Source organism: Streptomyces sp. NPDC090088, from assembly GCF_044747345.1.
GTDB lineage: Bacteria > Actinomycetota > Actinomycetes > Streptomycetales > Streptomycetaceae > Streptomyces.
Genome location: NZ_JBIVDZ010000016.1, coordinates 111510 through 131972 on the forward strand (window position 1 = coordinate 111510; position 20463 = coordinate 131972).

General features: G+C 72.8%; 18 protein-coding genes and 1 pseudogene. 8 read left to right on the forward strand and 11 right to left on the reverse strand.

What is annotated here, in order from left to right; genetic code table 11:
* Positions 1–51: 51 nt before the first annotated feature.
* Positions 52–1074, forward strand: a complete 1023-nt coding sequence (locus tag ACIPSJ_RS50595) for an LLM class flavin-dependent oxidoreductase (RefSeq protein ID WP_401356949.1) — start codon at positions 52–54, stop codon at positions 1072–1074.
* 85 nt (positions 1075–1159) lie between these two features.
* Here ACIPSJ_RS50595 and ACIPSJ_RS50600 read toward each other — a convergent pair whose 3' ends face one another.
* The gene (locus ACIPSJ_RS50600; protein ID WP_401356951.1) at positions 1160–2437 is read right to left on the reverse strand and encodes an amidohydrolase family protein; all 1278 of its coding nucleotides are present in this window, start codon (positions 2435–2437) and stop codon (positions 1160–1162) included.
* A 244-nt stretch (positions 2438–2681) separates the two neighbouring features.
* On the opposite strand from ACIPSJ_RS50600, the gene ACIPSJ_RS50605 reads away from it, so the two are divergent.
* Positions 2682–4160, forward strand: a complete 1479-nt coding sequence (locus ACIPSJ_RS50605; RefSeq protein WP_401356953.1) for an aldehyde dehydrogenase family protein — start codon at positions 2682–2684, stop codon at positions 4158–4160.
* 19 nt (positions 4161–4179) lie between these two features.
* On the opposite strand, the gene ACIPSJ_RS50610 is transcribed toward ACIPSJ_RS50605, so the two are convergent.
* On the reverse strand, positions 4180–5433 hold the full coding sequence (locus ACIPSJ_RS50610) for an ABC transporter substrate-binding protein (RefSeq protein ID WP_401356956.1): 1254 nt from the start codon (positions 5431–5433) through the stop codon (positions 4180–4182).
* A gap of 196 nt (positions 5434–5629) precedes the next feature.
* Here ACIPSJ_RS50610 and ACIPSJ_RS50615 point away from each other — a divergent pair, with 196 nt between their 5' ends.
* Genes ACIPSJ_RS50615 through ACIPSJ_RS50625 form a run of 3 tightly spaced genes read left to right on the forward strand, consistent with a single transcriptional unit; the run spans position 5630 to position 9134 of the window.
* The gene (locus tag ACIPSJ_RS50615; RefSeq protein ID WP_401356959.1) at positions 5630–7564 is read left to right on the forward strand and encodes an ABC transporter permease; all 1935 of its coding nucleotides are present in this window, start codon (positions 5630–5632) and stop codon (positions 7562–7564) included.
* On the forward strand, positions 7561–8412 hold the full coding sequence (locus ACIPSJ_RS50620; RefSeq protein ID WP_401356961.1) for an ABC transporter ATP-binding protein: 852 nt from the start codon (positions 7561–7563) through the stop codon (positions 8410–8412). Before ACIPSJ_RS50615 ends, ACIPSJ_RS50620 begins: the two co-directional genes overlap by 4 nt.
* Positions 8409–9134, forward strand: a complete 726-nt coding sequence (locus tag ACIPSJ_RS50625) for an ABC transporter ATP-binding protein (RefSeq protein WP_359221833.1) — start codon at positions 8409–8411, stop codon at positions 9132–9134. The genes ACIPSJ_RS50620 and ACIPSJ_RS50625 overlap by 4 nt, the downstream gene beginning before the upstream one ends.
* Positions 9135–9354: 220 nt before the next feature.
* On the opposite strand, the gene ACIPSJ_RS50630 is transcribed toward ACIPSJ_RS50625, so the two are convergent.
* Positions 9355–10107, reverse strand: coding sequence for an enoyl-CoA hydratase-related protein (locus ACIPSJ_RS50630; RefSeq protein ID WP_359221835.1), 753 nt, complete (start codon positions 10105–10107; stop codon positions 9355–9357).
* A 6-nt stretch (positions 10108–10113) separates the two neighbouring features.
* Positions 10114–11286 (reverse strand): thiolase family protein, encoded by a 1173-nt coding sequence (locus tag ACIPSJ_RS50635; RefSeq protein WP_401356965.1) that lies wholly within the window; start codon positions 11284–11286, stop codon positions 10114–10116.
* A gap of 98 nt (positions 11287–11384) precedes the next feature.
* Between ACIPSJ_RS50635 and ACIPSJ_RS50640 the strand changes: the two genes are divergently transcribed.
* Genes ACIPSJ_RS50640 through ACIPSJ_RS50650 form a run of 3 tightly spaced genes read left to right on the forward strand, consistent with a single transcriptional unit; the run spans position 11385 to position 14063 of the window.
* Positions 11385–12509 carry an acyl-CoA dehydrogenase family protein gene (locus ACIPSJ_RS50640; RefSeq protein ID WP_401356967.1) on the forward strand — a complete coding sequence of 375 codons (1125 nt, stop codon included), beginning with the start codon at positions 11385–11387 and terminating at the stop codon, positions 12507–12509.
* A gap of 23 nt (positions 12510–12532) precedes the next feature.
* Positions 12533–13297 carry an SDR family NAD(P)-dependent oxidoreductase gene (locus tag ACIPSJ_RS50645; protein ID WP_401356970.1) on the forward strand — a complete coding sequence of 255 codons (765 nt, stop codon included), beginning with the start codon at positions 12533–12535 and terminating at the stop codon, positions 13295–13297.
* A 7-nt stretch (positions 13298–13304) separates the two neighbouring features.
* A complete protein-coding gene (locus tag ACIPSJ_RS50650) occupies positions 13305–14063 on the forward strand; it encodes an SDR family NAD(P)-dependent oxidoreductase (protein WP_401356972.1) in 759 nt (252 codons plus the stop codon).
* Positions 14064–14113: 50 nt separating this feature from the next.
* Here ACIPSJ_RS50650 and ACIPSJ_RS50655 read toward each other — a convergent pair whose 3' ends face one another.
* The 7 genes and pseudogenes from ACIPSJ_RS50655 to ACIPSJ_RS50685 all read right to left on the reverse strand — a co-directional run.
* On the reverse strand, positions 14114–14851 hold the full coding sequence (locus ACIPSJ_RS50655) for a hypothetical protein (RefSeq protein WP_359221843.1): 738 nt from the start codon (positions 14849–14851) through the stop codon (positions 14114–14116).
* A gap of 29 nt (positions 14852–14880) precedes the next feature.
* Positions 14881–15411, reverse strand: a complete 531-nt coding sequence (locus ACIPSJ_RS50660) for a flavin reductase family protein (protein WP_401356974.1) — start codon at positions 15409–15411, stop codon at positions 14881–14883.
* Between the two features lie 32 nt (positions 15412–15443).
* A complete protein-coding gene (locus tag ACIPSJ_RS50665) occupies positions 15444–16625 on the reverse strand; it encodes a hydroxylase (protein WP_359221846.1) in 1182 nt (393 codons plus the stop codon).
* A 125-nt stretch (positions 16626–16750) separates the two neighbouring features.
* A complete protein-coding gene (mftF, locus tag ACIPSJ_RS50670; protein WP_401356978.1) occupies positions 16751–18136 on the reverse strand; it encodes a mycofactocin biosynthesis glycosyltransferase MftF in 1386 nt (461 codons plus the stop codon).
* The gene (gene mftE / locus ACIPSJ_RS50675; protein WP_401356981.1) at positions 18133–18939 is read right to left on the reverse strand and encodes a mycofactocin biosynthesis peptidyl-dipeptidase MftE; all 807 of its coding nucleotides are present in this window, start codon (positions 18937–18939) and stop codon (positions 18133–18135) included. The genes mftF and mftE overlap by 4 nt, the downstream gene beginning before the upstream one ends.
* Before the next feature lie 2 nt (positions 18940–18941).
* Complete coding sequence (mftD, locus tag ACIPSJ_RS50680) at positions 18942–20216, reverse strand: pre-mycofactocin synthase MftD (RefSeq protein WP_401356984.1); 1275 nt, start codon at positions 20214–20216, stop codon at positions 18942–18944.
* A pseudogene (locus ACIPSJ_RS50685) lies at positions 20209–20463 on the reverse strand (mycofactocin radical SAM maturase); the annotation flags it as partial. The gene mftD and the pseudogene ACIPSJ_RS50685, both read right to left, overlap by 8 nt.

Below are 20463 nucleotides of genomic sequence, written 5' to 3' on the forward strand. Positions count from 1 at the left end.
GTGTACTTTTTTACAGCTCTGCCATTTCGAGGTGATCAACGGGAGGCTGTCATGCGCTTCGGTATGCCCTGGCCCGGCCGGGACGTCGGACGGGAGGCGGAGCAGGCCGGCGTCGAGGCCTTCTGCGCCGGGGAGTTCGCCGACCACGACGCCTACCTCACGGTGGCCGACATCGTCGCGAACACCGAGCGCGCGCTGGCGGGCCCGGCCATCGCCTACGCCTTCGCCCGCACTCCCTACGCCCACGCCACCGCCCTGCGCCAGCTGCACGCCCAGGCGCCGGGCCGGCTCTTCCTCGGGCTGGGCAGCGCGGCGTTCCGGATCAACCGGGACTGGCTGGGCGTGCCCGCGGAACGGCCGGTGGCCCGGATCGCCGACACCGTCGGCGCCGTACGGGCCTGGCTGCACGCGGAGAACGGCGAACGGGTCCGGTACGCCGGCGAGTTCCACGATCTCGACGCCGACGTCCGGGCCCCCGTGCTCGGCCGGCTGGACATCCCGGTCCTGCTCGCCGCGTTCAACGCCCGCATGGCGGCCACCGCCGGCCGGGTGGCCGACGGGGTCGTCGGGCACGGGCTGTTCACCGGTTCCTGGTGGAACGACGTGGTACGGCCCGCGGTGGCTCGGGGCGCGGGTGACGGCGACGGCGACGGCGACCCGGCGGGTACGCGTCCGCTGGAACACGGCTGGATCATCACGGCGGTCGACGACCACGCGCCCGAACGCGCGATCGCCGACGCCCGGCGCATGATCGCCTTCTACCTGACGGTCCGGACGTACGACCCCTTCGTCGCCCACCACGGCTGGGAGGAGCCCGTGGCCCGGTTGCGCGACGCGTTCCGGGTGGGTGACACCGACGCCATGGTCCGGGCCGTCACCGACGACATGCTCACCCGGATCGCCGTCTGCGGTACGACCGCCGACGCGAAGGACGCCCTGGCCCGCCGCGCCGGCTCGCTCCCCCGCGACGTCGGCTACTTCGCCGCGCCGAGCTTCATGGTGAGCCGCGGCCGCCGCGCCGCGTACGCCCGGGCCGCCCTGGCGCTGATCGGGGCATTGCCGGACCCGGTCTGAGCGGGCGGCGACGCGTCCGCCCCGAGGCGGCGTGCGCTCCGGGGCGGACGTGGAGCCGGCCCGGCAGGTCGTCCGGACCGAGCCGTCAGGCGCCCTCGGGCACCGGCGCCAGCTTGCGGCTGCTGTCGAAGCCGACGACCTTCGCGAGGGTGCCGCCGAGGATCGCGGCGCGGTCCTCGGCGCCCACGCCCTCGAAGTTCTCGGCGATGCACTCCTCGCTGCTGCGGAAGGTGCCCTCGGCGTGCGGGTAGTCGTTGCCCCACATCACCGTCGACAGGCCCGTGATGTGGCGGGCCTTGACGGCCGTCGGGTCGTCCGCGAACTGGACGTGGATCTGGCGCCGGACGTACTCGGTGGGCTTGAGCGGGTAGGGCCACTTGTCGTTGACCGCGAACAGGCGTCCCATCGAGGGCTGCTCCTTGGGCCCGCGGCTGTCGTCCCAGAAGCCGAGCCACCAGTCGGGGTCCTGGCCGGTGCCGGTCTTCCACGCCTTGTCCATGTAGCCCATGAAGGAGACCAGCCAGCCGGCCGTGTACTCGATCAGGTTGAAGTGCAGGTCGGGGAAGCGCTCGCACACCCCGCCGCCGACGAGGCTGGCGATGATGCCCTGCGGGCCGGCCACGGCCGAGCCGACCGCGCTGCCCATGGTGCGGCCGGCCACCATGTCGTCGGTCAGGTTGCCCTTGCCCATGTTCATGGCCGTCATCAGGCCGCGGACGGTGAGCGCGGTCTCGGACACCTGCTCCCTGACCTTCACCCCGCCGGTCGCCACGTGGATGAAGACCGGCAGGCCGTGCGCCTGCGCGGCCGCCCAGACCGGGTCGTACTCCCGCGAGTAGTACGGCAGCGGCGGTATCTCCGGGAGGAGGAGCGCGCCGATCCCCAGCCGTGCCACCCGCTCGATCTCCGCGACCGCCTCGGGCACGTCCGTGAGCGGGATCGCGGCCGTCGGCCGCAGCCGGTCCTTGTACGGCAGGTACCGCTCGACCAGGTAGTCGTTCCACACCCGGGCGTGGGCCATGGAGAGCTCGTGGTCGTCCGTGAACAGGACGAACAGCGAGAGATTCGGGAACATCACCGAGGCGTCGACGCCGTCGAAGTTCATGTCCCGGATGATGTGCTCCGGGTCGCCGTCCGGGGTCTCCCCGCCGGTCTGCCGGTACTTGGAGATGGTCCAGCCGTCGAACCCGATGGTGTGCAGCTTCTTGAACTCGGTGTGCCCGCCGTCGACGATCGGCTCGTCGAGGGTGAACTCCTCTTCCCACAGGGCGCGGTCGCGCAGCTGCTTCGGCAGCCGGGTCTTGAAGAGATCGACCGGCTCGATGATGTGGGAGTCGCCGGAGACGACAAATTCCTTGAACACAGGCGGTACCTCTTTCGAACCTCGTCGTTCGTCGCAGAAATCCAACCCGCTGGTGCTGCCGAAGTTAGCTGTACCGATCGGTCCAGTCAATGATTCAGCATACGGAATGAGCAGGCGATTTCCTTCCAGAATCCTGACGCCTTGCTGACAGAGGGAACCAGGCAGCCCTCTTCCCGCGATGGGCAAATTCAGTACACTCAACTGACCAGGTCTGGATACCACCGCAGACGACCAGGAGACCGACATGACGACGGCGTACGCGTTCTCCGCGCAGCTCTACATCGACGGGCGCCGCACCGACGGCCGGTCGGACACGCCGGTACCGGTCCGCAATCCCGCGACGGAGGAGACGATCGCGGAGGTCCCCGGCTCCGCACCGGCCGACGTCGACGAGGCCGTCCGGGCGGCCCGGCGCGCCTTCGACGAGGGGCCGTGGCCGCGGATGCGGCCCATGGAGCGGGCCGGCGTCCTGCTGCGGATGGCCGAGGAGATGGAGCGCCGGCTGCCCGAACTCGTCGCCGTCAACATGGCGGAGGCGGGCTCGGTCCGCTCCCTGGCCGAGACCCTGCAGACCCGGGTCCCGGTGACGCATCTGCGGGACATGGCCGAGCGGGTGATCCCCACGTTCGCCTGGGAGCGCCCGATGGACCCGACGATCACGCCGGGCACCGGCATCTTCCAAGGAGTGCTGCGCCGTGAGGCGTTCGGGGTGTGCGCGCTGATCTCCGCCTACAACTTCCCGTTCTTCCTCAGCATGATGAAGGTGGTCCCGGCCCTCGCGGCCGGCTGCACCGCCGTACTGAAACCGGCGCCCACCACACCCCTGGAATCCCTGCTGATCGGCGACTTCGCGGACGCGGCCGGGCTGCCGCCGGGCGTGCTGAACATCGTGACCGGTGACGTGGAGGCGGGCCGGGCGCTGACCACCCACCCCATGGTGGACCTGGTGAGCTTCACCGGCTCCGACACGGTCGGCCGCATGGTCTACGCCCAGGCCGCGGCCTCGCTGAAGAAGGTCGTCCTCGAACTCGGCGGCAAGTCGGCCAACATCGTCCGCGCCGACGGCGACCTCGACGGCGCGGTCCGCGCCGCGCTCATGGGCATCACCGCCCATGCCGGACAGGGCTGTTCGCTGCTGACCCGCACGCTGGTGCACGAGTCCGTCCACGACGAACTGGTCGCGCGGCTGACCGCGGCCCTCGCGCGGGTGAGGGTCGGCGACCCGGCCGACCCGGCGACCACCATGGGCCCGCTGATCAGCGAGGCGCAGCGGGGCAAGGTCGAGAAGCTGATCCGCACCGGCGAGGAGGAGGGGGCCCGGCTCGTCTGCGGCGGCGGCCGGCCCGCCGGTCTGGACCGCGGCTACTTCGTCGAGCCGACCCTCTTCACCGACGTCGACAACTCCATGACCATCGCCCGCACGGAGTTCTTCGGCCCGGTCGGCGTCGTCATCCCGTTCGCCGACGACGAGGAGGCGGTGCGGATCGCCAACGACAGCCCGTACGGCCTCGCCGGCGCCGTCTGGAGCGCCGACACCGTGGCCGCGTACGAGATGGCGTCCCGTATCCGGACCGGCGCGGTCGCCCTGAACGCGAGCAGTCCCGGGGTGATCCCCCGGGCCGCGTTCGGCGGGTACAAGCAGAGCGGACTCGGTCGGGAATGGGGCGAGTTCGGCCTGGACGAGTACCTCCAGACGAAGACGGTCAGCTGGGCGGCACGCTGAGCCGCGTGCCGCCCGGCCGCTACTTGACGCTGACCTTCACGCCGGATATCTGCTCGCCGCAGGCCGGCGAGGCCGCCGGGTCCGGCACGAACGTCGCGCCCTTGAGGACGGAGACGAAGGTGCAGTCGCCGGGGCCGCCGACCGAGTAGGTGCCCTTGTGCGCGAAGTCGGCGGGCTGCGGGAACAGTCCGCCGGCGGTCCAGCTGTCGTCGGTGCGCAGCGCGGCCATCAGCTGCTTGCGGCTCGCGGTGCAGCCGGCCTTCTCCAGCCCGTGCAGCAGCAGGTCCGCGCTGATCCAGCCGACCGCCTGGGAGAAGGAGGGGATGCCGGAGGCGGACTTGGCGTACTGCTTGAGCGCCGCCGACCAGGCGGCGGTCGCCTTCGCGTCCGTCTCCACCGGCGCGTAGGAGGTCATGAAGCCCACGCCCTGCGCCGCCTTCAGGGTGGGCGGCGACTTCAGCAGGTCCGCTCCGTAGCCGGTGGCCAGCAGGATCGACTTCATCTTCACCCCGGCCCGGCGCAGGCCGGTGGCGAGCGCGAAGCCGGTCTCGGGGATCACCGGGGCGTAGAGCACGTCGGCGCCGGACTTCTTGATGCCGAGGACGATCGGGCCGACGTCACCGCTGCCGAACGGAACGCGCTCGTTGACGTAGCCCCGGGCCAGTCCGGCGTGTTCGGCCGAGACCGCGGCCCCCTCGGCCGCCTTGGCGGAGCTCGGCGTGTTGTAGGCGACCACGGCGACCTTGGTGCCGCCGAGCTTCTTCCAGTACGTGCCGAGGGTGGTCGCGGCGCGGTCGTAGTCGGTGCCGGACATCGCCGGGAAGAGGTTGCCGTACTTCGGGTCGAACCACTGCTCGCCGCCGTCGAACGCGCCGCCGAGGAACGGGGTGGAGGCGGCCTGGGTGCCGGCGTACTGGCCGGCGCCGTAGAAGTAGGTGCTCACCGGCAGCACCGCGTACACGTTCTCCTGCTGCACCAGGCGCTGGGCCGCGGTGAGCGCGCCCTGCGGGGTGGACTGGTCGTCGGCCATGACCACGTCGAAGCCGCGTGCGGCGCACTTGCCGCCGGCCGCCTTGTAGGCCGCGAACCGGGCCTTCACTCCGCTCTCCGTGTCCGCGTAGTGCGCGGCGGCCGCGCCGCTCAGCGAGGTCAGCACGCCGACCTTCACCGGCCCGCCGGCGCTGTCCGCGCTGCCTGCCCCACCGCCGCCGCAGGCGGTGAGCAGCAGTAGCGCGGCACTGGTCCAGGTTGCGATGGCACCGACTCTTCTCATGTGCTCTCCTCCGTCCCCGGCCCGTCGAACGACGGTTCCGACAGGTGGTACGCGAGGCACAGTGGAGCATATTAAGTATCCTTTGTCACCGGCTCGTGCGGCGATATGCCCCCGTAGGGTTGACGTCAACTCCTTATGAGAGCACTTTAATCGGGTCCCGTTGCTCATCCGAGCACGAACTCCCAGGAGGCCGTCGTTGCTCTCCTACGTTGTCGCCGGCCTCGCCCTGGGGGCCGTCTACGCCATCGCCGCGGCCTCACTGGTCGTCACCCATGTCTCCTCGGGCGTGTTCAACTTCGCCTTCGGTGCCATGGCGTTCGCCGTGGCCCGCTTCTACTACTTCCTGTACGTCGAGCAGGGCTGGTCGCTGCCGCTCGCCGCCGTCGTCGCGATCGGCGTGTTCGGCCCCGCGCTGGGCGTGCTCCTGTACGTGGTGCTCTTCCGGCACCTGCGACTGCGCTCCCCGCTGGTGAAGATCGTCGCCACGATCGGTCTGTCGGTCGCCCTGCCGCCGCTGGTCGACCTCGTGCTCGGGCGGCTGGTGAACGCCACCGCGCCGGGTCTCGCGCCGCAACCCGTCGCGGTGTACCGGCCGTTCGGCGCGGTCGTCGACATGAACCAGCTGATCACCTACGCGGGGCTCGCCGTGGTCCTGACCGCCGGGACCGTGCTGCTGCGCTTCACCGACCTCGGTCTGAAGGTCCGCGCGCTGGTCGACTCCGAGGCGCTCACCGCGATGTCGGGGGTCAGTCCGACGCGGGTGTCGGTCGGCGTGTGGGCGGTCAGTTCGCTGCTGGCGGGGCTGGCCGGGGTCCTCGTCGCGCCCACCGCCGGACTGTCGGTGGACGGGATGACGTTCCTGATGGCGGCCGCCTTCGCGGCCGTGGTGGCGGCCCGGCTGCGCAGTCTGCCGACGGCCGTCGCGGTCGCCCTGGCCATGGGCGTGGTCACCAGCGTGATCCAGCGGTATCTCGATCCGCAGAGCGCGCTGTCGGCGCAGATCGTACCGAGCGTGCCCTTCCTCTTCATGCTCGTCTTCCTGCTCGCCCACGCGGTGCGCGGCCGGGCCGGAGACTCACCCGCGGGCGGCGCGCTGGACCGCGCGGTCCGCGCCGAGGCCGCGGGCGCACCCGCGATCACGACCCCTTCGGGGTTCCTGGCCCCCCTGGCGACGCTCGCCGTCGTCGGGTGTCTGCCGCTGGTCCTGGACGACTTCTGGACCGGGCTGACGGCCACCGGTATCGCGCTGGCCACCGCGCTGCTGTCCGGCACGCTGGTCACCGGCGAGGGCGGCATGATCTGGCTGTGCCAGATCACCTTCGCGGGGCTCGGCGCCCTGTTCGCCGCCGACCTCACCACGAACTCCGGGTGGCCACCCCTAGCGGCGGTGCTGGTGAGCGCGGTGTGCGTGGTCCCGGTCGGGGTGGTGCTCGGCCTGCTGACGATCCGGCTGGGCAACCTTTACGTCGCCCTGGTGACCCTGACCTTCGGGCTGCTCGCCCAGAACCTGGTCTTCCTGCGCGACCGCTTCTACAACTCCGGCCAGGGCATCTACCTGCCCCGCCCGGCCTGGGCGCTGGACAACCGGAGCTTCGCGCTGCTCGCGCTGGCGGTGTTCGCCGTCCTCGGTCTGTTCGTCGTCAACCTGCGGCGCTCGACGGCGGGGCTCGCCGTGACGGCGGTCCGCTGGAGCGAGGCCGGCTCCCGCACGCTCGGGCTCGGCGTCGTACCGGTCAAGGTGCTCGTCTCCGCCGTGGCCACCTTCGTCGCGGCCGTCGGCGGAGGTCTCCTCGCGCTCGCCTACCAGTCGGCGCTGCCCGACTCCTTCAACCCGTTCACCGGCCTGGTCTGGCTGGCCGTCCTGGTCACGGTGGGAGCGCGGCCGGTCGTCGGGGCGCTGGTCGCCGGCGTGGCCTTCGCCGTGCTGCCCAGTGTGTTCCAGACCTACCTGCCGACCCGCTGGGCCGAGATCCCGGTCATCCTGTTCGGCCTCGGCGCGGTCATGCTCGCCCGCAACCCCGAGGGGATCATCGCGATGCACGCCCGGCAACTGCGTGAGCTGGGACGGTGGCGGCAGGGCCGGCGGGCCCGCGCCGGAGAGCCTTCGACGCCCGAGGGAGAACTCGTATGAGCACGGCGGCGGGTACGAGTCGTACCAGTGTGGCATCCGGTACGACACCACCGCGCATCGAGGCCCGCGGGGTCACCGTCCGCTTCGGCGGGCTCGTCGCTCTCAGCGAGGTCGATCTGGCCGTGCCGCCCGCCTCGGTGGTCGGGCTTGTGGGGCCCAACGGCGCGGGCAAGAGCACGCTGTTCGCCGTGCTGTCCGGGCTGCTCGCGCCGAGCGAGGGCGCGGTCCTGATGGACGGCCGTGACGTCACCCGGGCCAGTGCGCAGGCGCGGGCCCGGCGGGGGCTGGCGCGCACCTTCCAGCATCCGGAACTGTTTCCGGGGCTGACGGTCCGTGAGCACGTGGTGCTGGCGTATCGGCTGCGGCACACCCGGCACCGGATCTGGACCGACCTGGTCACCGGGGGCGGCTTCCGGCGGGCCCCGGCCGACGAGGACCGCAGGACCGACGCGCTGCTCGCGGCGCTGGGGCTGGCCGGGCAGGCGCACCGGCCGGTCGGCGGGCTGCCGCTGGGCACCAGCCGGCTGCTGGAGATCGCCCGGGCGCTCGCCGTCGACCCGGGTGTGCTGCTCCTCGACGAACCGTCGTCCGGGCTCGACGCGCGCGAGACCGACGAGCTGGCGGCGACGCTCACCCGTGTCGTCGCCGACCACGGGGTGTCGCTGCTGCTGGTCGAGCACGACGTCGAGCTGGTGCTGGGGATGAGCGACGTGGTCCACGTCCTCGACTTCGGCGTCGAGATCAGTGCGGGTTCCCCTGCCGAGGTGCGCCGGGATCCCGCCGTACGCGCGGCGTACCTGGGCGCGGGTCCGGACGCCGGTCAGGACGAGGAGAGGACTTCCGCATGACCGCCACCGGTTCGCCGCTGCTCGCCGTCCGTGATCTGACCGTGCGCTACGGAGCCTCCCAGGCGCTGCGGGACGTGACGTTCGAGGTGCCGCCGAACAGCGCGCTCGCGGTGCTGGGTCCGAACGGGGCGGGGAAGAGCACGCTGGCCAGGGCGCTGTCGGGGCTCGTCCCGGCCGCCGCCGGTCGCTTCGCGCTGGAGGGCCGGGACCTCACCGGGCGGTCGCCGGACGCGATCCGGCGGGCCGGGCTCGTCCATCTCCCTGAAGGGCGTGGGGTGTTCCCCTCCCTGACGGTGCTGGAGAACCTCCGGATGGCCACCGTGGGCGACCGGCGTGGACGGCCCGCGGCGCTGGAGCGGGCCTTCGAGATCTTCCCGGTGCTGCGGGAGCGGCGGCGGCAGGCGGCGGGGACGCTGTCGGGGGGCGAACAGCAGATGCTGTCGCTGGCGCGGGCCATGGCCGCCGACCCTCGGCTGGTGATCGCCGACGAGCTGTCGCTGGGGCTCGCGCCGAAGATGGTCGACGTGGTCTTCGAGAGCCTGCGGCGGGCCAGGGCGGCCGGCGTGGCCGTGGTGATGATCGAGCAGTTCGCGAGCCGGGCGCTGGACTTCGCCGACCGGTGTCTGGTGCTGCGGCGCGGGAGTGTCGCGTGGGAGGGGGACTCGGGGGCGGCGGGGGCTGAGCTGTTGCGCGGCTACTTGGGGGAGGCCGCGGTGGGGTGACTTCGCTGCCGGCTGTTCGGAGGCGCGGCCTGTTGCGGGGCCGGGGATGGGTCGTCGGTCGCCTGCGGCCGGGTCGTGGCTGGTCGCGCAGTTCCCCGCGCCCCTGAGCTGTGCGCGTGTGCGGGTCCGCTGTGGAGCCGTACCTGCGCCGTCGGTCGTCCGCGGCGTCATCGTGGCTGGTCGCGCGGTTCCCCGCGTCCCCGTAGGGCGCCGCAGCGCCCTACGGGGCGCTGTCGAACCGGTGTGCCAGTTCGGCCACGTCGTAGCGGCGGCGCAGTTTCGCGCGTGATTCCAGGGTGAGGGCGTGGGCGAGGCTGGTGTCCTCGCCGTCGGCGAGCAGTGCGAGGGTCTCCGTGACGGCCGTGGGGTGGGCGGCGCGGATCAGGCCGGCGATCTCGTGGGCCAGGTCGAGGAGGCAGTCGTGCGGGACGACTTCGGTGACCAGGCCTGCCGCCAGGGCCCGTCGGGCGTCGATGGGCTCGCCCGTCAGCATCATCCGGCGGGCGAGCCGGGTGCCGACCGCGCGGGGCAGCAGTGCGCTCATCCCCCAGCCCGCCGCCAGTCCGATCGCGGCATGGGTGTCGGCGAACCGGGCCCGGTCGGAGGCGATGAGGAACGAGCACGACAGCGCCAGTTCCAGCGCCCCGGTGTAGCAGGGGCCGTTGATCACCCCGAGCACCGGGGTACGGGACGCCCGCACCACCTCGGCGGGGTCCGTGCGCGCCCCGCGCGGCGAGCCGGTGCCGTTGCCCAGCGCCTCCTTGAGGTCGATACCCGCGGAGAACGCGGGATCGGTGCCGGTGAGGACGACCAGCCGCGTCTCCGCGTCGTCGTCGGCCGCCCTGACGGCCTCGATCAGCCCGCGCCGCATGGCGATGGTCATGGCGTTGCGTGCCCGCGGCCGGTCGAGCGTCAGCCACAGCACACCGTCCGTCCAGCGGCAGTCCAGCCCCTCGGCCCCGACCTGGATCACCGTCGGTCAGACCGTCAGGACCAGCGCCGCGCCCATGCCGCCGCCCGCGCACATGGCGGCGACCGCGGTCCCGCCGCCCCGGCGGCGCAGTTCGTGCGCGAGCGTCACGACCATGCGCGTGCCGGTGGTGGCGATCGGGTGGCCGAGGCTGCAGCCGCTGCCGAACGGGTTGACCCGCTCGGGGTCGAGGCCCAGCTCGCGGGTGGTGGCCACGGCCACGGCCGCGAAGGCCTCGTTGACCTCGAACAGGTCGACGTCGCCGAGGCCGAGCCCGGCCCGGTCGAGGGCCTTGCGGATGGCCGCGACCGGTGCGAGCCCCGTCTCGACGGGGTCCACTCCCACGCTCGCCCAGGACCGTACGGTCGCGATCGGGGTGAGTCCGTGCTCGGCGGCCAGGTCGGAGGAGGCGACGACGACCGCCGCGGCGCCGTCGTTGACGCCGCTGGAGTTGCCGGCCGTGATGGAGAACCCCTCGATCTCGGGGTGCAGCACCTTCAGCGCGGCGAGCTTCTCGGCGCTGGTGTCGCGGCGCGGGTGCTCGTCGGTGTCGAAGACGGAGGCGGTGCCGTCCCGGCCGGTGACCGGCACGGGGACGATCTCGTCGGTGAACCGGCCCTCGTCGACGGCGCGTACGGCCCGCTCGTGCGAGCGCAGCGCCCAGGCGTCCATCTCCTCGCGGGTGAGCCCGGCCAGCCGGGCGGTGTTCCAGCCGACGAGGACCCCCATGTCGTCGTTGGGCGCCTCGGGCGTCGGTGCGTGGGTCGGCGCCATCCAGGGGTCCTGCCAGTCGTCGGTGCCCGGGATCCGTCGCCGGGCCACCGGGGCGGTCGACGAGGAGTGCGTCCCGCCCGCGACCACGGCCCGGTCCATCCCGGCCCGTACGCCGGCGGCCGCGGTGGCGACGCTGGCCAGTCCGGAGGCGCAGTGCCGGTTGTGGGCCAGGCCGGGGACATGGGTCAGGCCTGCCCGCAGGGCCGCGTGGCGGGCGATGTCGCCGCCGCCGGCCAGGGACTCGCCGAGGACGACGTCGTCGAACGCCTCGGGTGGCAGTCCGCTGCGCCGGGCGGCCTCACGGACCACGACGGCGGCGAGCTCGAAGGCGTCGGTGTCCCGCAGGCTGCCCCGGCGGGCGGTTCCGATGGCGGTGCGGCACGCGGAGAGGAGAACGGCATCAACCATGGAATTCAGAGTACTCAAATTGATCGTTGATCGACAGGTGGTGGCCCATATCGCCTGAGGATCTCGACCGTCGAAGCAAAAGAGGATACCTTGCTCGGGTGAACTTCGAGCTCAGTGAAGAGCAGGAGATGCTCCGTACGGCCGCGCGCGACCTGCTGTCGGACCGGGCCCCGATCACCCACGTGCGGGCCTGGGCGGACCGCGCGGAGGACGTCGATCCCGAGGTGTGGCGGCTGACGGCCGACCTCGGCTGGCCCGGCCTCGGACTGCCCGAGGAGTACGGCGGCACCGGCCAGGGCCTGGTGGAACTCGCCCTGGTCGCCGAGGAGATGGGGCGGGCGCTCGGCCGGGGACCGGTCACGCCCACCGCGATCGCCGGCCGGGCACTCGCCGCCGCGGGACCGCCCGCGCTGCGCGCCGAGGTGCTGCCCGCGCTCGCAGCCGGCTCGGCCTGGGCCACCTGGGCCTTCGCCGAGCCGCACGCCCCCTGGTCGCTGGACGGCGTGCGGGCCACGGCCCGCTCCGCCGGGGACGCGGTCGTCCTGGACGGAGTGAAGACGGCTGTGCAGGACGCGGGCGGCGCCCGCTGGCTGCTCGTCACCGCACTCCGGGACGGCGTCCCGGCGTCCTTCCTCGTCGACCGTACGGCTCCCGGTGTGACGGTCCGGCGGCAGCAGGTCCTGGACCTGACCCGCGCGTTCCACGAGGTCCGGTTCGAAGGGGTGCGGGTGCCGGCGGACCGCCGCCTCGACGCCGGCCCGGAGGAGATCCAGCGGCTGCTCGACGAGGCGTCGGTGCTGCGCTGCGCCGACGCGCTCGGGGTGATGGAGCGCATGCTGGAACTCACTGTCGAACACACCACGTCCCGGGTCCAGTTCGACCGCCCCATCGGCTCCTTCCAGGCCGTCAAGCACGCCTGCGCCGACATGGCGCTGCGGGTGCACGGCGCCCGCGCCGTCACCGGCTACGCGGCGATGACCGCCGACGCGGGTACCGAGGACGCGGGCCGGGCCGCCTGCGCCGCCGCCTCGTACGTCGCGGCCGCGGCCGGCGAGGTCGCGGCCCGGGCCCTCCAGTTGCACGGCGGCATCGGCTTCACCTGGGAGCACGAGCTCCATCTCCACCTGCGCCGGGCGAGGGCCGACAGCGTGCTGTACGGCGACACCGCCGTCCACCGCGACCGGCTCTGCGACTTCCTGCGGGCGTCTCCCGCATCCGCGTGAGCGGACGATCCGAAAGGTTCCCCATGGAGATCAAGGGCAAGAAGGCGGTGGTGTTCGGCGGCGCCTCCGGCATGGGCCGGGCCACCGCCGAACTCCTCGCGGCCCGCGGCGCCGACGTCGCCGTGCTGGACCGTGCGGCGTCGGCGGGCGGGGAGGTCGCCGCCGCGCTCGGCGGCAGCTTCCACCCCGTCGACGTGACCGACTTCGCGGCGACGGAAGACGCGCTGGAGGCGGCCGTGGAGGCGCTGGGCGGGCTGCACGTGTCGGTCACGACGGCGGGCGGCGGCAGCGTGCGGCGCACTCTCGGCAAGGACGGTCCGCACGACCTGGAGACCTTCCGCCGGGTGCTCGACCTGAACGCCGTCGCCACCTTCAACATCAGCCGGCTGGCCGCCGCCCACATGAGCCGCAACGAGCCCGAGGAACCCGACGGCGAACGCGGTGTCATCGTCAACACCTCCTCGATCGCCGCCTTCGAGGGGCAGATCGGGCAGGTCGCCTACTCCGCCGCCAAGGCGGCCATCGCCGGCATGAGCCTCACCATGGCCCGGGACCTCGGCTCCCTCGGCATCCGGGTCATCGCCATCGCGCCGAGCCTGTTCGAGACCGGCGCCACCGAGAAGATCCCCGCCGAGACCCGGGCCGCCCTGGTGAAGGACGCCGCGTTCCCCCGGCGCCTGGGCCGGCCCGAGGAGTACGCGAAGCTCGCCCTGGCGGTCGTCGACAATCCGATGCTGAACGGCCAGTGCCTGCGCCTGGACGCGGGCCAGCGGTTCGGACCGAAGTGAGGTTCTGATGCCGGACAGCACACCGCACCAGGGCAAGGTCGCCCTGATCACCGGCGGCGGCCGGGGCTTCGGGAAGGCCTTCGGAGAGGCGCTGTCGGCGCTCGGCGCGCATGTCGTGCTCGCCGACATCGACGGCGACGCGGCGGCCGGGGCGGCCGCGGAGCTCACCGCGAAGGGCCGGGGCGCGACGGGGGCCGCCTGCGACGTGGCGGACGAGGACGGGGTAGGCGCCGTGGTGAGCGGGATCGTCGCCCGCCACGGCGGACTCGACATCCTGGTCAACAACGCCGGTCTGCACGCCGCCTACAACAGGCCCTTCACCGAACTGGGCCTGGCCAAGGTACGGCGAGTGGTCGACGTCAACATCATGGGCACCGTCATCTGCACGATGGCCGCCCACGAGGCCATGAAGGGCCGTACCGGGGCCTCGGTCGTCAACATCTCCTCGTCGGCGGCGTACGCGAACCGCAGCATCTACGGCGTCTCCAAGCTCGCCGTGCGCGGTCTGACGGTGTCGTTCGCGCGGGAGTTCGCCGCCGACGGCATCCGGGTCAACGCGATCGCGCCGGGCCTGATCTTCACCGACGCGGTACGGGAACAGCTCTCCTCCGCCGAGGCGGAACGCGTCCTCGGGGAGCAGATCCTGCGGCAGGAGGGCCGGGAGGAGGACATCGTCGAGGCCCTGCTCTACCTGGTCTCCTCCAAGGCGTCCTTCGTCACCGGCGAGACCCTGCGGGTGACGGGCGGGTTCGCGCTCTCGGTCTGAGACGCGTCTGTGGCCGTGACCCCCACCGGGGTCACGGCCACAGACGTGTCTCAGACGGTCGCCGGCTGGGCCTCCGGCAGACCGGCCAGTTCCTGCTCCTCCGACTTGATCGCCTTCAGCAGCACATAAGGAGTGGCGACCTTCCAGACGAAGTACGTCAGCGAGGGGATCGTGTTCGCCAGCACGCCGTTCCAGGCGAACGGACCGCTGTGGACGACGAAGACGAAGGCCCCCGGGATGAGGAGCACGCCCAGCACGATGCTCAGCCAGCCGTACCACTTGGGGAAGACCTGCTTCTCCCGGTGGTCGATGAACGCCGTGTAGCCGATCGACCAGACCTGGAGGACGAAGATGCACGCGTTGCCCACCAGCATCAGGTTGAAGGTGTCCGTCAACGCCGACAGCACGTCGGGCGAGTGGATCTCCGGCCGGTACGCGGCGGCGGAGAGGATGGCGAGGGGGAAGAAGAAGCCCAGCGGGGCGACCACACCGGTGGTCAGCTGGATCATGGACAGCAGACCCCAGCCGCCCTCGACGCGCTTCATCTGAAGGCTCGTCACGACGACGTACGGGTACTCGAAGGGCACGGCCAGCACCATGATCACGGTGCACCACAGGATCCCCGTGCGGTGGTCGTGCAGGAAGGTGACGAGGTCCGCGGGGCTCATCTCCGGGTCGACCGGGGTGAGCAGGTGGCCCGCGCTGAAGGCCACGATGAAGCCCACCATCAGGACGACACCGCACCAGGCCGAGATGCGCGAAAGTCTTATGTAGAGGTCATTTCTCACTGCGGCTCCCTATGTGTGCCGACCGGTGGCTACCGACCGATCTCGTCCCAGCCGACGAGCCTGTCCAGCAGCAGTGCCGCGCTGGAGAGGTAGTCGCCGTATCCGCCGCGGAAGAACAGCAGCGGGGTCTTCAACGACTCGACGCACAGGTCGTGGACCCGGCCCACGACCAGCAGGTGGTCGCCGATCTCGACGACCTGTTCCACCACGCAGTCCACCCAGGCGACGACCCCGTCCAGGACGGGACTGCCGAGCGGTGAGGGCTCCCAGGCCGTGTCCGCGAACCGCTCCCCGGCCGGCCCGGTCGCCATCCGCCGGGAGAGCCGTTCCTGGTCGCCCGCGAGCGCGTTGGCGCAGAAGCGGCCCGCGGCCCTGATCGTCCGCAGGGTCGTGGAGGAGCGGTCGGCCAGGAAGGACACCAGCGGCGGGTCCAGGGAGACGGAGGTGAAGGTGCCGACGATCATCCCGTGCGGCCGCTCCCCGGCGTCCGTGGTGGTGATCGCGACCACGCTGGTGGGGAAGTTGCCCAGCACGTCGCGGAACCGGCGGCCGTCGATCACATCCACCTCCTGCCGCCGGGTCGCCCGGTGGGTCATATGACGGCCCGCATCGACTCGGGCAGATCGAGCCCCATCTGGGACAGCGGGTACGCGTGGTACGCGGTGCCCGGCACGTGGATCATGTGCGAGAGCCCGACGTGCGCGTCCCGCCAGTACCGCTGGATCGGGTTGCCCTTGCGGATGGCGTTGCCGCCGGACCGCGCGAAGATCTCGTCCAGGGCGGAGACGGCCCGCCAGGCGCAGCGGACCTGGTTGCGGCGTACGGTCGCCCGGTCCTCGATGGTCACCGGCTTGCCGGCCTCGATCTGGTCGTACATCCGGCTGATGCCGTCGATGAGCTGCACCCGGGAGGCGGCGATCTCGGCGGCGGCCTCGCCCGCGGCGTAGAGCACGTACGGGTCGTCGCGGACCTGGATGCCGGTCACGGCGACCCGGTCCTTCTGCTGGGAGAGGTGGTGGGCGAGCGCGCCCTCGCAGATGCCGATGACCGCCGCGGTGATCCCTAGCGGGAACATCGAGGCGAAGGGCAGCTTGTACAGGCTGTCGGTGAGTCCGAGTTCCTCGGCCGCCGCACCGGCCTGGACCTGCTCCTGCCTGATGGTGCGGTACTCGGGCACGAACGCCTTGTCGACGACGACGTCCTTGCTGCCGGTGCCGGAGAGGCCGACGACGTCCCAGGTGCCGTCGATGATCTCGTAGTCCGACCGCGGCAGCACCACGTGCATCACCTGGATCGGCCCCGCGGGCCTGCCCTTGCCGTCCCCGACGAGCGCCCCGAGGAAGTCCCAGCTGCAGTGGTCGCTGCCCGAGGAGAAGGGCCAGCGTCCGCTGAGGACGAAGCCCCCGTCCACCGGGTCGGCGATGCCGTTGGGCATGTAGGGAGAGGCGATCCAGGTGTCCGGGTCGTCGTCCCACACCTCGTGGGCGAGGCGCGGGTCCATCTGGGCCAGCTCCCACGGGTGCACCCCGACGACACCGCACACCCAGCCGGCGGCCCCGTCGTGCCGGGCGACCGCCATCACCGCTTCCGCGAAGTCCCGGGGATGAGCACTGAAACCGCCGAACTCCTTGGGCTGCAGCAGCCGTATGACCCCGGCGGAACGCAGCAGTTCGACGGTACGGTCGCTCAACTTGCCGAGTGACTCGTTCTCGTCGGCGAGTGCGGCCAGTTCCGGACCCGACTCGTCGATACGGCCGACCACTTCATGCGTCACTCCGCCCACCTCCTGGTGACTGGTCCATCGCCCGCGCGGCGTGGCGCCGGCGGCGGGATGTCTCAGTGTCGGGGCAGGGGACGGGCGGCGGCCGGGCGCTTTCCGCTGACCGGGACTGGAACGTCTCAGCGGGTGACGCGGGGGCGTAGTGCGGCGCCGGAGCGGGCCCGGAGCGCGGCGAACCACACGCCCGACCCGTAGGCGAGGTCGTCCAGGCGGCGGGCGACGCCGTAGCGCAGCGGGTCGAGTGTGGCTTGATCTCGACGGTATTCGAGTGCGATGTCGGCCAGGGCGGCGACCGCGGTGGCACGGCGGAGGCGGCCGGAGAGCACACAGCCGACGGCCGTCAGCGGCCACCAGTGGCGGGTCAGCAGGGCGGAGGTCTGCGACAGGGTGGCGAGGGTTCCGTTGCCGGTCAGCCGCACGGCGAGCCGGTAGGGGTGCTCGGTGCCGTCGAGTTTCCGGGCGATGCGTACGGTCACGACACCGAGGACGGCCGCGGCGGCCGGCGCCGACCAGCGCCGTCCTGCGAGCAGCGCGGCGGCCAGTGCCGTGCTCCACGGCGCGAACACGACGGGTGCGACGGACTCGGGGTGCCGTTCGGCGAGGGGCTGCGCCCCGGTGCCGTAGAAGGCCTTGCGCCGCAGCCAGTCCCCCAGGCGCACCCGGTGTTCGTGGGCGGCCCGGACGGCGGGTTCGTACCGCACCCGGCGCCCCGCCGCCACCAGCCGCCAGCACAGGTCGACGTCCTCCCCGACCCGCATGCCCGCGTCGAAGCCCTCCCCCAGCGCGTCGACGCGGGCCACCACGCACGCGGAGGAGGCCCAGGAGACGGGCGTGCCGGGCCGTACCGGGGCCGGATGCCCGCCCAGGTCGAGCGACGACCGCGAGTTCTCGTACCGTTCGATCCAGGTCGTGGCCGGGGCGGACAGTCCGGTGATGCGGGGGACGGCCATCGCGACCCGGGGGTCGGCGAAGTGCCGGAGCAGGGTGGGGACCGTGTCGGGGTCCAGCACGATGTCGGAGTCGGCGAAGACCACGTACGGGGTGGTGACCAGGCGCAGTCCCGCGTTGCGGGCCCCGGCGGGCCCGACGTTGTCGGCGAGCGCGACCAGCCGGGCGCCGTGCTCTGCCGCCACGGCGGCCACGGCGGCCGGCTGCCGGGACGCGTCGTCGACCACGATCACCGGTCGGCCGGGACCGATGCTCCGCAGCAGACGGTCGAGTGGGCGCGGGCGGTCGCGGACCGGCACGACGACCGTGTACCGGGGGTCCGCCGGCGCCGGCAGCGAGCCGACGACGGGATGCGCCATGCCCGTCTCCAGCAACCGGTCCGCGAGCAGCGCCCCCGCCGCGTCCCGCACGACCAGCACCCGCCCGGTGAACAGGCGCCGCGCCCGTGGCGTCAGCTTGAGCAGCCGGGTGGGAAACCCGCCGAGCAGCGCCCGGCCACCGTCGACCACCCGCGTGTGCCGGTCGAACGCGACGACGAAGCCGAGGGGAAGCGTCACTGTTGTACGCCTTTCGCAGGGGTGGGAGGTGTCGGCGGTGTGCGGCTGGCCGCGCTCCGGTCGGGGTCCGTGAGGCGGCCGCGGGTGTCGGGGGTCCACGCGGTGACGCGGCGGGCGGTGGCGGCGACCATCGCGGCCGTCGCCCGGCGCCCCTCCGCCGCCGAGGCACCGGCCGGATCGCCGAGTACGCCCGAGGGCGACACCGCTCGGACGCCACGGGCCGTCAGTTCCGGCAGGAGCGCGGCCAGCGGGCGGGTGTCGCCGGCGACGGCGGCGTCGAGGCGGACGCGTCCGGGTGCCAGGTGCAGCAGCAGCGAGGTCTCCGTACGGCCGGCGTGCGCGTCGCCGCCCGGGACCTCGCAGGCGGTCCAGGCGGCGTCGTGGCCCTCGGCGCGCAGCTGGGCGAGAGCCCGGTCGAGGGTGGCCGTGTTGCCGCCGTGGCCGTTGACGAACACGATCCGGCCCGCCCACAGGGACAGCGAGCGGGTCAGTTCCACGAGGACCGCGTGCAGCGCCGCGTGCCCGATCGAGACGGTCCCGGGGAAGCCGGCGTGCTCACCGCTCGCGCCGAAGGCCACGGCCGGGGCCACCAGCGGCGTGCCGTGCGGGCCGCCGACGAGGGCATCGGCGAGCGCGTCGGCCGTCCGCCGGGCGACGGCGCGGGCGACGACGGTGTCGGTGTCGAGCGGCAGATGCGGGCCGTGCTGCTCGGTGGACCCGACCGGGACCAGGACGAGCGCGCCGGAGGGCACGGCCGGCCACACGGAGTCCGCCAGGACGGGCGGCACGCTGTCCCCGGACACGGTCAGGCGGCCGTGGACTCGGCGTCGGCCGCCGGGAGCACCGGCGCGGCGACGGACCCGGCCGACCCGCCCGACCCGCCCGACCCCGCGGACGGTACCGCCCCGCCGCCGAGCGTCAGGCGGAAGCCGGGCGGTATCACCAGGTCGTCGGGGACCAGTTCGTGCACGGCGGAGTGGCCGAGGCCGAGGACGGCGGAGTCCAGTCCACCGCGCATGATGTCCAGGACGTTCTCGACGCCGGCCTGTCCGTTGGCGGCGAGGCCCCACAGGTAGGCCCGGCCGATCAGGACGGCGCGGGCACCGAGGGCCAGTGCCTTCGCCACGTCGCCGCCGCGCCGGATCCCGCCGTCGAGCAGCACCTCGACCTGGTCGCCGACGGCTTCCGCGACGGCGGGCAGCAGCCGGATGGTGGCCGGGGTGGTGTCGAGGTTGTTGCCGCCGTGGTTGGACACGGACAGCGCGGAGACGCCGGCGTCGACCGCCCGCTTCGCGTCGTCCACCCGGCAGACGCCCTTGAGGAGGAACGGGCCGCCCCACTCCTCGCGCAGCCACTTGACGTCGTCCCAGGTGGGCGGTGGGGTCCCCATCCATTCGCCGTAGGCGCCGAAGAAGGTCGGGGCCGTGCCGCCGGGGGCGGTCAGGTTGGGCACGGTGAGGTCGGGGACGCGGCCCGATCTGGCGTACCGCCACAGCCAGCCGGGCCGGGGCAGGACGTCGGGGGCGAACCGCAGCATGGTCCTGAGGTCGAGCTTGTCCGGGATGGCGGGGCTGCCCCAGTCGCGGCCGTGGGAGAACGACCAGTCGAGGGTGACGATGAGCGCCTTGGCACCGGCGGCCCTGGCCCGGTCCATGCGCTGCACCATGGTGTCGCGGGTCCCGCTCCAGTACAGCTGGAAGAAGAAGTCCGGCTGCGCGTCGGCCACTTCCTCCACGGGCTTGCTGGCGAACGAGCTGAGCCCCATGATCACGCCCCGGTTGGCGGCGGCCCGGGCCACGGCCACCTCCCCTTCGGGGTCGACCGCCTGCACCCCGGTCGGCGAGATGAGCACGGGCAGCGCGGTCGGCACTCCGAGGACCGTCGTGGACAGGTCGCGCTCGGCGTGATGGCCCACGACCCGTGGTGCGAAGCCCAGTTCGGCGAAGGCCTCCGTGTTGGCGTCGATGGTACGGCCGCGCTCCGAGCCGGCGACGAGCGCGCCGTAGACCGAGCCGGGCAGCCGCCGCTTCGCCCGGCGCCGGGCCTCGGCGACCGTCTCGAACCAGGGGTTCCTAGGCATGTGTCCCGCCCTTTCCGGTGGGTGTCGGGTCCAGCCCGGCCAGGGGGCTCTCGGCGCAGGCGCTGACCGGCCGGCGGCGGGTGAGCACGAGGTCCACGGGGCCCCGCGAGTGGTCGCCGGACGGCTTGGGCAGGTGACCGCGGTCCTCGGGGCGCTGGGCGAGGAGCTGTTCGCCGTAGCCCTGTACGCATTCGGGGTCGGGGCCGTCCAGGGGCAGTCCGGTGAAGAACTTGGCGGCCATGCAGCC